The organism is Tissierella praeacuta (assembly GCF_040396155.1).
Lineage (GTDB): Bacteria > Bacillota > Clostridia > Tissierellales > Tissierellaceae > Tissierella > Tissierella praeacuta_A.
In genome coordinates this window covers 128346-142805 of the sequence record NZ_JBEBOY010000001.1, presented here as the reverse complement: position 1 = coordinate 142805, position 14460 = coordinate 128346, and the positions used below count along the sequence as shown (strand labels likewise).

At 31.7% G+C, this 14460-nt stretch carries 12 protein-coding genes and 1 other RNA gene; all 13 read left to right on the top strand.

Annotated elements, in window-relative coordinates:
• The first annotated feature begins 11 nt into the window (after positions 1-11).
• The 13 genes from ABWP20_RS00665 to ssrA all read left to right on the top strand — a co-directional run bounded on the left by ABWP20_RS00665 (position 12) and on the right by ssrA (position 14251).
• Complete coding sequence (locus ABWP20_RS00665) at positions 12-1034, top strand: prenyltransferase/squalene oxidase repeat-containing protein (protein ID WP_353092717.1); 1023 nt, start codon at positions 12-14, stop codon at positions 1032-1034.
• A gap of 29 nt (positions 1035-1063) precedes the next feature.
• Positions 1064-1756, top strand: coding sequence for a DUF4430 domain-containing protein (locus ABWP20_RS00660; protein WP_353092715.1), 693 nt, complete (start codon positions 1064-1066; stop codon positions 1754-1756).
• Positions 1756-2646, top strand: a complete 891-nt coding sequence (locus ABWP20_RS00655) for an energy-coupling factor transporter transmembrane component T (RefSeq protein ID WP_353092713.1) — start codon at positions 1756-1758, stop codon at positions 2644-2646. The genes ABWP20_RS00660 and ABWP20_RS00655 overlap by 1 nt, the downstream gene beginning before the upstream one ends.
• The gene (locus ABWP20_RS00650; RefSeq protein ID WP_353092711.1) at positions 2619-4289 is read left to right on the top strand and encodes an ABC transporter ATP-binding protein; all 1671 of its coding nucleotides are present in this window, start codon (positions 2619-2621) and stop codon (positions 4287-4289) included. The genes ABWP20_RS00655 and ABWP20_RS00650 overlap by 28 nt, the downstream gene beginning before the upstream one ends.
• Positions 4271-4996, top strand: coding sequence for an ECF transporter S component (locus tag ABWP20_RS00645; RefSeq protein WP_353092710.1), 726 nt, complete (start codon positions 4271-4273; stop codon positions 4994-4996). Before ABWP20_RS00650 ends, ABWP20_RS00645 begins: the two co-directional genes overlap by 19 nt.
• 179 nt (positions 4997-5175) lie before the next feature.
• On the top strand, positions 5176-5403 hold the full coding sequence (secG, locus tag ABWP20_RS00640; protein ID WP_353092708.1) for a preprotein translocase subunit SecG: 228 nt from the start codon (positions 5176-5178) through the stop codon (positions 5401-5403).
• A gap of 16 nt (positions 5404-5419) precedes the next feature.
• Positions 5420-7420 carry a sodium-translocating pyrophosphatase gene (locus ABWP20_RS00635; RefSeq protein ID WP_353092706.1) on the top strand — a complete coding sequence of 667 codons (2001 nt, stop codon included), beginning with the start codon at positions 5420-5422 and terminating at the stop codon, positions 7418-7420.
• Positions 7421-7531: 111 nt separating this feature from the next.
• Positions 7532-8296: an alpha/beta fold hydrolase gene (locus ABWP20_RS00630; RefSeq protein ID WP_353092704.1), complete on the top strand. Its 765-nt coding sequence runs from the start codon at positions 7532-7534 to the stop codon at positions 8294-8296.
• A gap of 87 nt (positions 8297-8383) precedes the next feature.
• Complete coding sequence (locus tag ABWP20_RS00625; RefSeq protein ID WP_353092702.1) at positions 8384-9898, top strand: UDP-N-acetylmuramoyl-tripeptide--D-alanyl-D-alanine ligase; 1515 nt, start codon at positions 8384-8386, stop codon at positions 9896-9898.
• Between the two features lie 20 nt (positions 9899-9918).
• The gene (locus ABWP20_RS00620; RefSeq protein WP_353092700.1) at positions 9919-11082 is read left to right on the top strand and encodes a D-alanine--D-alanine ligase family protein; all 1164 of its coding nucleotides are present in this window, start codon (positions 9919-9921) and stop codon (positions 11080-11082) included.
• Between the two features lie 113 nt (positions 11083-11195).
• A complete protein-coding gene (gene rnr / locus ABWP20_RS00615) occupies positions 11196-13307 on the top strand; it encodes a ribonuclease R (RefSeq protein ID WP_353092698.1) in 2112 nt (703 codons plus the stop codon).
• A 62-nt stretch (positions 13308-13369) separates the two neighbouring features.
• Positions 13370-13837 (top strand): SsrA-binding protein SmpB, encoded by a 468-nt coding sequence (gene smpB / locus ABWP20_RS00610; protein ID WP_353092696.1) that lies wholly within the window; start codon positions 13370-13372, stop codon positions 13835-13837.
• Positions 13838-13923: 86 nt separating this feature from the next.
• Positions 13924-14251: a transfer-messenger RNA gene (gene ssrA, locus ABWP20_RS00605) on the top strand.
• Positions 14252-14460: the final 209 nt, after the last annotated feature.

Genomic DNA, 14460 nt, shown 5'->3' with positions numbered 1-14460 from the left:
AGGGGTTATATATGTATAGATATAAAAAGATAGTTTCTGCATTAATAATACTGATTTTATCTATTAATCTTGTTGCTTGTAACGGAAGTATAGTAACAAATAATGATAATGGTTTAGATAAAAGCATTAAAGAAACAGCAAAGCTTATGGAAGAAACAATACCAGAGCCAATAGTATCTTCCATAGGAGGAGATTGGACAGTAATGTCTTTAGCTAGGGCAGACTTGGATATTGATAAGGAGTATTTTGAAAAATATTATAACAATGTTGTAAATACTCTCAAAGAAAACCAAGGTATTTTACATGAAAGAAAATATACGGAGTACTCCAGAGTTATACTTGCCTTAACCGCAATTGGAAAGGATCCAAGAAATGTGGGAGAATATAATTTACTTGAAAAACTAGCGGATTATGAAAAGGTTATATTTCAAGGGATAAATGGTCCTACTTTTGCTTTAATAGCTTTAGATTCTAAGAACTATGAAATACCTATAGTATCAGATGTTAAAGTTCAAGCTACTAGAGAAATGTATATAAATAATATTTTAGACAGACAATTACCAGATGGGGGATTTACCATAGGCGGTGATGATGAACCTGCTGATGCAGATATGACGGGCATGGTATTGCAAGCCTTATCTAAATATGAGGATAGACCTAATGTAAAGGAATCCATAGATAAGGCGGTTGAGTGTCTATCTCAGCTTCAATTAGATGATGGTGGATATGAAAGTTGGGGAGCTGCTAATTCTGAATCTGTGGTACAAGTTATTATGGCATTAACAGAATTAGGCATTGACCCAGATGATAGTAGGTTTATAAAAAATGGTAAGACCTTAATGGATAATTTGATGACTTTTTATGTAGATGGCGGAGGATTTATGCATATAAGAGAAGGGGAAGAAGAGAACGGAGGAGCAGAAGCAGGTGTTGTAGATGCAATGGCAACTGACCAAGGAATGTATGGAATAGTGGCATATCAAAGATATATGAATGAAAAAAATAGTTTCTACGATATGACTGATGTTAATTAATGAAGGCATAGGTATAAGGTGGTATGGGAATGAAATATAGAAAGTTTTGGCTAGGTTTATTTATAGTATCTATATTGGTTATTACTTTCTTTTGGGGAGGAAATAAGGAAGTTATACCATTGGAATCCGATGAAACAAATATGTCAAATGTCATACAAAACAGCAAAGATGAAAAGGAAAGAATTATAGCTAGAGATAAGGAAAATAAGGACAAAAAAGATAAATATCTAACAGATCCAATTCCAGAAGGAAAGCCAGAGCCAGTAGAATGGCAAAATATTATAAAAAATGAAGATAAAGAATTGAAAGCTACCTTATCAGTAACTTGCAAGTCCATATTAAATAATATGCATCTATTTAATATGGATAAGCTTGAAGTATTACCAGAGGACGGAGTAATCTATGAAACTAAAATTGTTGTGTTTTATGAAGGTGAATCCGTCTTTGACCTTCTTCTAAGAGAGATGCAGGAAAATAACATCCATATGGAATTTGTCATGACACCTATATATAACAGTCATTATATTGAAGGGATAAACAATATATATGAATTTGATTGTGGAGAGCTTAGTGGGTGGATGTATAAAGTAAATGATTGGTTCCCTAATTATGGGGCAAGTAGATATCTGCTTCAGGATGGAGATATAGTTGAATGGGTATATACCTGTGACTTAGGTAGAGATATAGGTGGTGGCTTTAGTATTACAGGAGGTGAGGAATAATGTATGATAGCTTCTCAACACTTCACCCTATAATAAATTTTGTTTATTTTACCTCTATGTTAGTATTTAGTATGTTTTTTATGCATCCAATATTTCAAGCAATAGGATTATTTAGTTCATTTATATATTCAATAATGTTAAAAGGTAGAAGTCGTATAAAATTTAATATTTTATATCTCTTACCTATGATGTTATTTATGGCAGTTCTCAATCCTGCTTTTAATCATGGAGGTATTACTATTTTATTTTATCTTAAAAACGGAAATCCAATTACTTTAGAATCTATAATATATGGAGTTGCAGCATCATGTATGTTTATAACTACAATATTATGGTTTTCTTGCTACAACACTGTAATGACATCGGACAAGTTTATTTATTTATTTGGAAGGATTATACCTAAATTATCTTTAATATTTTCCATGGCTCTACGTTTTGTTCCTAGATATTTGGAGCAAATAAAGGTGATTTCAGATGCCCAAAAATGTATAGGCAGGGATATGTCTCAAGGAAATATATTTAAAAGGGCTAGAAATGGTATTAAAATATTGTCTATTATGACCACATGGGCATTGGAGAATGCTATTGAAACTTCAGATTCCATGAGGTCTAGAGGATATGGGTTACCAAATCGCAGCAGCTTTTCAATATTTCGCTTTGATAATAGGGATAAAATAGTATTTTTGATTATATCCTGTCTATTAGCAATTGTATTAATAGGGGCTTTTAAGGGAGAGAATACAATTCGTTTCTTTCCTTCTATTAAAATTATTGAAATTACAAGCTTTAGTATTATAATCTATATGGCTTATTTTATTTTATGTATGATGCCTGTCATTATAAATATTCAGGAGGCAATGAAATGGAAATATATCGAATCAAGGATTTAAGTTTTACATATCCTGAAAGAACAAAAAAGGCTTTGTCAAATGTAAATCTTACTATAAATGATGGAGAATTCATTACCATATGCGGTGAATCTGGTTCTGGAAAAAGTACATTAATAAAGCAATTAAAAACTTTATTGACCCCTTATGGCAAAAAAGAAGGGGAAATTTATTTTTTAGGAAAAAACTTGGAAAAAGTTCCCCATTTTAGACAGGTTTCACAAATTGGCTATGTACTCCAAAGTCCAGATAATCAAATAGTTACAGATAAAGTTTGGCATGAACTTGCCTTTGGGCTTGAAAGTCTAGGATATGATAACAATACTATTCGGTTACGAGTTGCAGAAATGGCAAGTTTTTTTGGTATTCAAACATGGTTTGATAAAAAAATAATGGAGCTTTCAGGAGGACAAAAGCAAATTTTAAATTTGGCTAGTATTATGGCTATGCAGCCTACTGTATTAATACTTGATGAACCTACATCTCAATTAGATCCAATTGCAGCTTCAGATTTTATAGAAACAATAAAAAAGATAAATAGAGAATTGGGGACTACTATTATTATGACTGAACATCGTCTAGAGGAAGTAATCCCAATGTCAGATCGTATTATTGTAATGGATGAAGGAAGGATTATAGTTGAAGGTTCTCCAAGGGAAGTTGGTAAGGAATTAAACAAAACAAAGCATCCTATGTTTTATGCAATGACTTCTGCTATGCAAATTTCCACGGAAATAGATAATAATTTAAATTGCCCAATTACTGTAAACGAAGGCAGAAGGTGGATTAATAATTTTATGGAAGATAAAGAAGTTAGAGAAGATACTATATTGGAAGAAGATACTAAGGTTGAAAAAGAAATAGCCATAAGACTTAAAGATATTTGGTTTAAATATGATAAAAATCTTCCAGATGTTATAAAGGATTTATCCCTAGAAGTAAGGACAGGAGAATTTTATTGTATAGTAGGAGGCAATGGAACTGGAAAGACAACTGCATTAGCTATTATAGGCGGTATAAAAGTTCCTTATAGAGGGAAGGTTTTTATAAAGGGGAAAAATCTAGTAAAAATGAGTACCAAGGAAAGATTTGAGAATAATCTTGGAATTTTGCCTCAGAATCCACAAAGTCTATTTGTAAAAAAGACAGTAGAATTAGATTTGTATGAAATACTATCAGATATTAAATTAACAGATGAAGAGAAAAAGATGAGGATAAAAAAGGCAGTAGAGATTACAGAAATAGGAGAATTGTTGTCCATGCACCCATACGATTTAAGTGGAGGGGAGCAACAAAGAGCAGCTCTTGCTAAGGTACTTTTATTGGAACCTAAGATATTGTTATTAGATGAACCAACTAAAGGATTAGATAGTTTTTTTAAAGAAAAATTTGCTAGAATTATTAAATCTTTGACCAGCAAAGGTGTAACTATTGTTATGGTATCCCATGATATTGAGTTCTGTGCAAGGTATGCTGATAAATGTGCCATGTTTTTTAATGGAAATATTATAAGTTCTAATACTCCCAAGAAGTTTTTTTCTGGTAATAGTTTTTATACTACTGCAGCAAATCGTATGGTTAGACATGTATGTAAGGATGCTGTAACTATAGAGGATGTGATTAGATTATGTCAGGAAAGCCTTTAGAGAAAAAATCTTTAAATAGAAGAACTATAGTTTCAGCAATAATTATTTTAATAGTTATTCCAGTTACTATTTTTTTTGGAATATATTTTTTAAATGATAGAAAATATTATTTTATAAGTCTTTTAATTATTATATATACTATGTTTCCATTTATTATGATATTTGAAAAACGAGAGCCTCAGGCTAGAGAATTAGTTGTTATTGCAGTACTAACAGCAATAGCAGTTGCTGGCAGAGGAGCATTCTACATGATACCACAATTTAAGCCAGTTACAGCAATTGTAATTGTTACAGGGGTTACCTTAGGAGCAGAATCAGGATTTTTAGTAGGAGCTTTAACTGGATTTGTATCTAATTTTTTCTTTGGTCAAGGTCCATGGACACCGTGGCAGATGTTTTGTTTCGGTATAATAGGATTTTTAGCTGGGATACTTTTTCAAAAAGGTATATTAAAAAAGACTAGAACATCTTTATGTATTTATGGTGGATTATCTACTTTTTTTATATATGGAGGAATTATAGATATTGGAAGTTTGCTAATATTTACTTCGGATTTTTCGTGGAAGGCTTTATTGGCAACATATATTTCTGGATTTTGGTTTAATGTAGTTCATGCTATTGCTACAGTTTTTTTCTTGTATTTAATTTCACAACCTATGATTGAAAAAATAGATAGGATAAAAATTAAATATGGATTATTGAGATAGGGTGGTTTGAGATGAATTTTTACTAGTTTAATAATAAATATATTTGATAATAATAGTGAATATATACCTTATTATTTCATATGTAGGCGGGTATAGCTATTGATTTTATGTTCCTGCTATGTTAAAATATTAATGTTTTAGAGGATATATTATCGACTATATTTGTAGGAGGTGTAAAGATGATAACATTCGTTTCAGTATTAGTTCTTTTATCAAGTTTATCTTTAATCGTTTCTGTAATAATGCAAGAGGGAAGTGAAGAAGGACTAGGTGCTTTATCAGGCGGCTCATCAGATTCATTATGGGGTAAGTCAAGAGGAAAGAGCCGTGAAGACATGCTTAGGAGAATAACAGTTGCATCAGCTGTTGTTTTTATAATATCTACTTTAGTATTAGCAGCTAACTAACAAAGGAGGAGTTAAAATGAATTTGGCATTAATTGCTGCGCCATTAGTTGGGATATTGGCGCTATTCTTTGCTTATTATAAGGCAAGCAGTATTGACAAAGTTAGTCCTGGCAACGATAGAATGAAGGAAATAGCAACCTATATTCAAGATGGATCCATGGCTTTCTTAAGAAGACAGTACAGATCCTTAGCAATTTTTGTGGCAGTACTTTTTATTATTTTAACATTTGCACCTGGTCTTGGATTTAGGACAGCTATTTGTTTCTTACTTGGAGCATTATTCTCAATATGTGCGGGATATTTTGGTATGAAAGTAGCTACAAAAGCAAATGTAAGAACTGCAAATGCTGCAATGGAATCAGGTATGACTAAAGCATTAAACGTAGCATTCTCAGGTGGAGCGGTAATGGGAATGTGTGTTGTAGGTTTGGGAATTTTAGGTGTAGGACAACTTTATATAATATTTAATGGGGATGTAAATATTATAACAGGTTTTGGACTTGGAGCTTCATCTATAGCATTATTTGCTAGAGTAGGTGGAGGGATTTACACTAAGGCAGCAGACGTAGGTGCAGACTTAGTAGGTAAAGTAGAAGCAGGAATCCCAGAAGATGACCCAAGAAACCCAGCAGTTATTGCAGATAACGTAGGAGATAATGTTGGTGACGTAGCAGGAATGGGAGCAGACTTATTTGAGTCTTATGTTGGAGCTATTATATCAGCTATTACTTTAGGTCTTGCATCATATGGAGAGACAGGAGTACATTTTGCTCTTGCACTTTCAGCAGTAGGAATTATTGCTTCAATTATTGGTGTTTATTTTGTTAAAGGAGATAAAGACCCTCAAAAATCATTAAATAATGGTACATTGGTTAGTTCACTAATCACAGTAGTTGCAGGTTTCTTTTTAAGCAATTATATATTAGAATCATATAAACCATTTATAGCAATATTATCTGGTCTTGCAGTTGGGCTTATCATAGCTAGAATAACAGAGTATTATACATCTGGAGATCATAAGCCAGTACAAAGAATAGCAGCTGAATCAGAAACTGGAGCTTCAACAAATATCATTGGCGGACTTTCAGTAGGTATGATGTCAACAGCTGGACCTATTATTGTAATATCTATTGGTATTTTAGTAGCTTATTTTGTATCTGGTGGTGCAACTAACCCAGCTCAAGGATTATATGGAATTGCTTTAGCAGCAGTGGGTATGCTTTCTACTGCAGGTATGACTATAGCAGTAGATGCTTATGGTCCAATAGCTGACAATGCTGGTGGTATTGCAGAAATGTGTGAATTACCAGATAAAGTTAGAGATATAACTGATAAACTTGACTCAGTAGGTAATACTACAGCAGCTATAGGAAAAGGATTTGCAATAGGCTCAGCAGCACTTACAGCTCTTGCATTATTTGCTTCCTATACTCAAGCAGTAGGACTTACAAGTATAGATTTAACAAAACCAACTGTTATTGCAGGTGCATTTATAGGTGGTATGCTACCTTTCTTATTCTCTGCAATGACTATGGATGCAGTAGGTAAAGCAGCCTTCTCAATGATTGAGGAAGTAAGAAGACAATTTAGGGAAATACCAGGCATTATGGAAGGAAAAACAACTCCGGAATATTCGACTTGTGTAGATATTAGTACAAAGGCAGCACTTAGAGAAATGATAATTCCAGGATTATTGGCAGTAGTTGTGCCAGTAGTTATAGGGTTAGTATTAGGTTCAGAAGCTCTAGGTGGATTATTAGCAGGTGCATTGGTTACAGGTGTACTAATGGCTATATTTATGTCAAATGCTGGTGGAGCATGGGATAATGCTAAGAAGTATATAGAAGAAGGAAACCATGGTGGAAAAGGCAGCGAAGCTCATAAGGCTGCTGTTACTGGAGATACTGTAGGTGATCCATTCAAAGATACTTCAGGACCTTCATTAAATATATTAATAAAATTAATGACAATAGTAGCATTAGTATTTGCGCAAATGTTTGGAAACGGAATATTCTAATAAAATCCCTCTTTATGAGGGATTTTTTAATGATGTAATAATATGGTTAAATATGATATAATCATATAGTTAAGGGCATAATAATATATAAAAGGGTTGAGGTATATTAAAATGGATATTGAAGGTTTAAATCTAAACTACATAGTGGAAGGTGAAGGGAAGGATGTATTGGTGCTCCATGGATGGGGAGCTAATATAGATACAGTACTTCCAATAGTTAATATACTAAAGGAAAAATTTAGAGTGCATGCCCTGGATTTGCCAGGGTTTGGTAAATCTCAGGAGCCAAATGAGCCTATTGACTCTTTTAAATATGCGGAAATAGTGAAAAAATATATGGATAATATGAAGTTAAAGAATGTTATACTAATAGGACATTCCTTTGGTGGTAAACTATCAATTATTTTAGGGAATAGGTATCCAGAGATGATAGAGAAAATTGTCCTTGTAAATAGTGCTGGTTTAATACCAAAGAGGGGGATTAAATATTATACAAAAGTTTATAGTTTTAAATTTATGAAATTTCTATATAAGAGTTTTTTCTTCTGGTTAAAAAATGAAGAAATGATGGAAAGGTTCTATAAAAGATTTGGTTCAACAGATTATAAAGATTCATCAGGTGTTATGCGGAAAATACTGGTTATAGTAGTGAATGAAAACTTATTGCCTTTGCTAAGCAAAATAGAAGCTCCTACTCTGCTAATATGGGGAGATAAAGATACAGCTACACCATTATATATGGGAAAAATAATGGAAAAAGAAATAAGAGATTCAGGTCTAGTAGTATTAGAAAATACGGGACATTTTTCATACCTAGATGATTACCAAAGATTTACAATAATACTGAGAAATTTTTTGCAATATAATGAAGAGTAACGATAGTGAATATTGAAAAGTGAATAGATATATAATTTATCCACTATTAGTTTATTAGTTATTCACTATATATTTGGGGGGATTATTTTGTTGATTATAGTTATTATAATAGGTATTATAGCATTGGTTTTAATTGGAAATAAGACTAAAGAATTTTTGCATATAGTCCAATTAGAGGGATATAATTCGGAACAATATAAAAAATGGATAAAAAACAATAAAAGTAAAATTCTATCATTTAGAAAAGATAAACAAGAAGTTAAAAAACCCTTAGTATTTACAGAGAGAGCAAAAAGATTATTTATGACCAGTATGATACTAAATGGGATATATATAATTATACTTTTATTTAAGGCTTTCAATTTTTTAGAGTATTCTACTCCATATATATTTCTAAGCATGGTAATATTAGTATTTTTATTTTGGGTATTATATTATGCTCAACCTATAATAGTATTATGGGCAAATATAATAATGACTCCCATAGAAAATCGAATTAACCAAGGATTTTATGAGCAGGCTCAGGAAAAAATAAAATCTATGCAAAATTTAAACGTAGTAGGGATCACTGGAAGTTTTGGAAAGACCAGTACAAAATTTATAGTAGGAACCATATTAGGTGAAAGGTTCAAAGTGATTAATACTCCGGAATCTTATAATACTCCAATGGGGTTATCGAAAGTAATAAATAATCAATTGAATAATAGACATGATGTATTTATTGCAGAACTGGGTGCAAGAAATATTGGGGATATAAAAGAAGTGTCAGAACTAGTAAATCCTAAAATAGGAGTTATTACTTCCATTGGACCGACACATATAGAGACATTTAAAAATATAGATAATATAATGAAAACTAAATATGAGCTTATAGAAGAATTGCCTACAGATGGAATAGCCATATTTAATTATGATAATGAATATATAAAAAAACTGGCAGATAAAACATTTAAAGAGAAAATTCTTTATGGAGTGGAAGATATAGAAAACTTGGATTTATATGCAGAGGATGTAGAAGTTTCAGAATTTGGCTCTACTTTTACTGTTAAAGATAAGGAAGGAAATTCCATAAGATGCACAACAAAACTACTTGGTAAACATAATATATATAATATTTTAGCAGGTGTTGCAGTGGCAAAAGCTCTAGGCTTATCCTTTGATGAAATAAAAAAAGGAATAGAAAAAATAGAACCAATACCACATAGATTAAATATAATAAATCCAGGTACAGGTATTATTATAATAGATGATGCATTTAACTCTAACCCAATAGGTGCCAGAGCAGCATTAGAAGTATTATCACAGTTTAAAGATGGAAGAAAGATAATAGTCACACCAGGAATGGTAGAACTAGGTGCCATGGAAAATGAAGCAAATAGAAAGTTTGGCACAAATATAGGGAAAGTTTGCGATTATGTTATACTTGTTGGAGAGAAAAGAACTAAACCAATATACGATGGATTGATGGAAGTAAACTACAACAAAGATAATATATTTATTGTAAATACTCTAGATGAAGCAACAGCTAAAATTCAAAAATTAGCAAAACCAAAGGATATAGTGTTATTTGAAAACGATTTACCAGATAATTATAGTGAATGATATGAAAGGGGTTCTTCAATGTGAAAAAGGTCGGAATAATATTTGGAGGAAAAAGCGTAGAGCATGAGGTATCTGTAATTACGGGAATGCAGATAATAGAAAACATTGATAAAAGCAAATATGAAGTAGTGCCTATTTATGTAGATAAAGATGGAAGATGGTTAACGGGAAATAGCTTGATGGATTTTAAAAATTATAAAGATGGAAACTTTAAAGATGCTAAAGAGATAATAATATCTCCTAATTATGGAGATAAGAATATATATGCACATCCACAAAATATAGGATTGTTCGGGAAAAAGATTCTTGGAGAAATAGATATAATATTTCCAGCATTTCATGGTATGAATGGAGAAGACGGAACAGTACAAGGATTGTTTGAGCTTATGGATATACCTTATGTAGGTTGTGGAGTATTAGGTTCAAGTGTAGGTATGGATAAAATACTGATGAAAGATGTATATAAGGCAAATGGATTGCCCGTAGTAGACTATACTTGGTTTTATAGATCTAAATGGTTAAAAGATAAAGATGTGATTATAAAAGATATAGAAGAGAAATTGTCTTATCCATTATTTGTAAAACCAGCCAATTTAGGTTCAAGTATAGGTATATCAAAGGCGAAGGATAGAGAAGGACTTGTTGATGCTATAGAAGTAGCTATTAGATATGATAGAAAAATAATTATAGAAAAAGCAGTAGAAAATCTTAGAGAAATCAATTGTGCAGTTATGGGATTTGATGATGAAGTAATAACTTCTTTATGTGAAGAGCCAATCGGTTGGGAAGAAATCTTAAGTTTTGAAGATAAATACGTGAAATCTAATGAAAAAGGCGGAAAAGTAAGCGGTGAGAGAAGAATAATACCAGCTGAACTCAAGGACAGTATTAGAGAAGAGATAGAGGAATTAGCTAAAAAAGCATTTATAACAATTGATGGCAGGGGAGTTTCTAGAATAGATTTTTTAGTAGATGAAAACAAAAAAGTATATATAAATGAAATAAATACTTTACCAGGTTCAATTGCATTTTATCTGTGGGAAGGTAAAGGATATTCATTTACAAAATTAGTAGATGAATTAATATCTATCGCAGTAAAAGTACATGATGAAAAGAAAGAAAATATATACTCTTATGAGGCAAATTTATTTAATAGAACACAATATGGTGCAAAAATTAAGTAGGGTAGGCAAAGCCTACCCTAAATTTATATTTTGTGGATTATTAATAAATAATGGGTAAATAATAAGAATAAATAGAGAATATAAAAATAAAACCCAGAGAGGTAGGAATAAAGATGAGTATTAGAGAGAAAATTATAGAATTTATGGAAGATACGAAATATAAGCCAATGATAAAAGAGGAATTGGCAGTACAATTTAATATAGAGCGTAAAGATTTAGAAAATTTTTATAAGATATTAGACGGCTTGGAAAGAGAAGGAATACTGATAAAGGCTAAAAATGAAAAATATGGATTAATAGATGATGATTATTTAGTTGCAGGTATTTTAGAAGGACATGAAAGAGGATTTGGATTTCTTATTCCAAATGATAAAGAAAGACCAGATATATTTATTCCAGTTGAAAATATGAATGGAGCAATGCATGGAGATAGAGTAATAGTAAATATTACAAGAAAACAAGAAGTAGATAGAAGAGAAGAAGGAGAAATAATTAGGATTTTAGAAAGAGGTAATAAAATCATTGTAGGTACCTTTGAGGATAATAGAAATTTTGGATTTGTGGTACCAGATGATCTTAAATTTGGTTATGATATATTCATACCAAAAGCAAAAACTAAAAATGCAAAAAGTAATCAGAAGGTAGTTGTGGAAATAACCACATGGCCAGAACCTAGGAGAAACCCAGAAGGTAAAGTAATAGAAATACTTGGATATTTAGACGAAAAGGGTACAGATATATTATCGATTATTAGACAATTTAATTTACCAGAGGAATTTCCAAATAAGGTGCAGGAAGCAGCAAATAAAATAGACCAAGAGGTAGACCTAGAGGAAGTTAAAAGAAGAGTTGATTTAAGATATTTAAATGCTTTTACAATAGATGGAATTGATGCAAAGGATATAGATGATGCTGTATCTATTGAACTGAAGGAGAATGGAAATTATTATCTTGGAGTCCATATAGCAGATGTGGCTCATTATGTTAGAGAGAAATCAACATTAGATAAAGAGGCATTGCAAAGAGGAAACTCTGTATATTTAATAGATAGAGTAATACCTATGTTGCCAAAGGAATTATCTAATGGAATATGTTCATTGAATCCTAATGTAGATAGACTTTCATTATCTGTTTTTATGGAGATAGATAAGAAAGGTAAAGTGGTAGACCATGAAATAGTTGAGGGTGTAATCAATAGTAAGCAAAGGTTAGTATATGATGATGTATCTAATTTATTAGAAAATGATGATGAAGAGGCAAAGGAAAAATTAGCTAAAGTGGTAGATGATTTAAAATTAATGGAAGAATTAAGTCATATATTATATGAGAAAAGAGAAAGAAGAGGAAGTATAGACTTTGATTTTCCTGAAGCAAAGATTATTCTAGATGAAAAGGGAGTACCTGTAGAGATAAAAAAAGAAGATAGGCGAATAGCAAATAGATTGATAGAAGAGTTTATGCTAGTATGTAATGAAACAGTTGCAGAACGATTTTTCTGGTCACAAACTCCATTTTTATATAGAATACATGAGGAGCCTTCCCTTGAAAAAATAGCTACTTTCAGTAAGTTAATACACAATTTTGGATATACATTAAAAGGACAGCAGGAAGTTCATCCAAAGGAATTACAGTTATTGACTAAGGAAATAAAAGGTAAAAAGGAAGAAACTCTTATTAGTACCTTGATGTTAAGGTCATTGAAAAAGGCAAAATACAGTAGTGAACCAGGCATACACTTTGGTCTTGCAGCTAAGTATTATTCTCATTTTACAGCTCCTATTAGAAGATATCCAGACTTAGTGATACACAGAATAATAAAGTCATATTTAAATGGAAGATTAAATCATAAATCCTTAGAGAAACTAGAAGTAACTTTACCTGAAATAGCGGAACATACTTCTATGACTGAAAGAAGATCTGAAGAAGCTGAAAGAGAAGTTGAAGATATGAAAAAAGCTCAATATATGACTAGATATATTGGGGAAGAGTTTGAAGGAATTATATCATCACTAACTAACTTTGGTATGTTTGTACAGCTTGAAAATACCATAGAAGGGTTAGTCCATTTTAATAATATGATAGATGATTATTATCATTTTGATGAAGAGAAATACTATATAATCGGAGAAAGGACAAATAAGATATATAGATTAGGTGATATAGTTAAAATAAGAGTAATAGATGCTGATGTAATAAGGAGAAACATTGATTTTGAATTATTGTAAGATTGACATCATCATATATATTTGTTAAACTAAATTAAAAGAAATTAGAATATGGTGATAATATGAAAAAGACAGGAATTAAAGTAGTTGGAACCAATAGAAAAGCAAGATTTGAATATTTTATAGAAGATACCATAGAGGCAGGACTAGTATTAACTGGTACGGAGGTTAAGTCTGTTAGACAGGGGAAATTAAATATTAAGGATAGTTATGCCTCTATAGAACAAGGAGAAGTATTTATAAATAATCTTCATATTAGTCCCTATGAACAGGGAAATATATATAATGTAGATCCTCTTAGAAAGAGAAAATTATTATTGCATAAGAGAGAAATAAGGAAGCTAATGGCGGCAATAAGTCAAAAGGGTTATACTTTAGTTGCTCTATCTGCATATATAAAAAATGGATTAGTTAAAATAGAGTTAGCCACTGCAAAGGGTAAAAAGCTATATGATAAAAGGGATGATATAGCCAAGAAAGATGCAGAAAGAAGAATGCAGCAGCATGCTTCTGAGAAATATAGGGCATAATTACTGATAGATTGACATAATATCATTAATTTGTTATAATATATTGCATTGAAAAGTTTTAAATAAATATATTAAATGGGGGCGAATTTGGTTTCGACGGGGATGTGGAATCAGGAGCAGCGAGTCGTTGTCGCCAAGCAACGTTAAAAGTGGCAAACTAAATTAAACGCAAACGATAATTACGCATTTGCAGCTTAATTAAGCTGCTCGTTCTACCTAAGTAACCCACGGCTTGGGATAGAACGTCAATCTAGTGGGGCACCGCACTTAGCAAAGCTTTGAGCTATGGACGGAACTTATGAAGCTACCAAAACCTATATCTTGTCAGTAGGAGATAGGTCGAGGGAAATATAAATTACTGACTGCACTCGGAGAAACTCTTGTGGAAATGTTTTCGGACGTGGGTTCGATTCGTATGGAGTCGCCCTATAGAGTGATCTATAGGTGATAATCTGGCTTTATCGGTGAAAGCTTTAAAATGCTAATACCGAGGGGTATGTGGAGAAATTCAACAGCCCTGTATCGACTTATAGGCTGCTAAGTCATTTGATAAGCAGTACTAGGATGAAAGGAATAAACTATAATTAACTTTCATAATACGCCAGAGGGGTCAGAGACCTCAA

What these genes read in the sequence shown, in the direction of transcription:
- ABWP20_RS00665 (WP_353092717.1), top strand. Translation starts at nt 12, where the DNA reads ATGTATAGATATAAAAAGATAGTTTCTGCATTAATAATACTGATTTTA.
- ABWP20_RS00660 (WP_353092715.1), top strand. Translation starts at nt 1,064, where the DNA reads ATGAAATATAGAAAGTTTTGGCTAGGTTTATTTATAGTATCTATATTG.
- ABWP20_RS00655 (WP_353092713.1), top strand. Translation starts at nt 1,756, where the DNA reads ATGTATGATAGCTTCTCAACACTTCACCCTATAATAAATTTTGTTTAT.
- ABWP20_RS00650 (WP_353092711.1), top strand. Translation starts at nt 2,619, where the DNA reads ATGGAAATATATCGAATCAAGGATTTAAGTTTTACATATCCTGAAAGA.
- ABWP20_RS00645 (WP_353092710.1), top strand. Translation starts at nt 4,271, where the DNA reads ATGTCAGGAAAGCCTTTAGAGAAAAAATCTTTAAATAGAAGAACTATA.
- secG (WP_353092708.1), top strand. Translation starts at nt 5,176, where the DNA reads ATGATAACATTCGTTTCAGTATTAGTTCTTTTATCAAGTTTATCTTTA.
- ABWP20_RS00635 (WP_353092706.1), top strand. Translation starts at nt 5,420, where the DNA reads ATGAATTTGGCATTAATTGCTGCGCCATTAGTTGGGATATTGGCGCTA.
- ABWP20_RS00630 (WP_353092704.1), top strand. Translation starts at nt 7,532, where the DNA reads ATGGATATTGAAGGTTTAAATCTAAACTACATAGTGGAAGGTGAAGGG.
- rnr (WP_353092698.1), top strand. Translation starts at nt 11,196, where the DNA reads ATGAGTATTAGAGAGAAAATTATAGAATTTATGGAAGATACGAAATAT.
- smpB (WP_353092696.1), top strand. Translation starts at nt 13,370, where the DNA reads ATGAAAAAGACAGGAATTAAAGTAGTTGGAACCAATAGAAAAGCAAGA.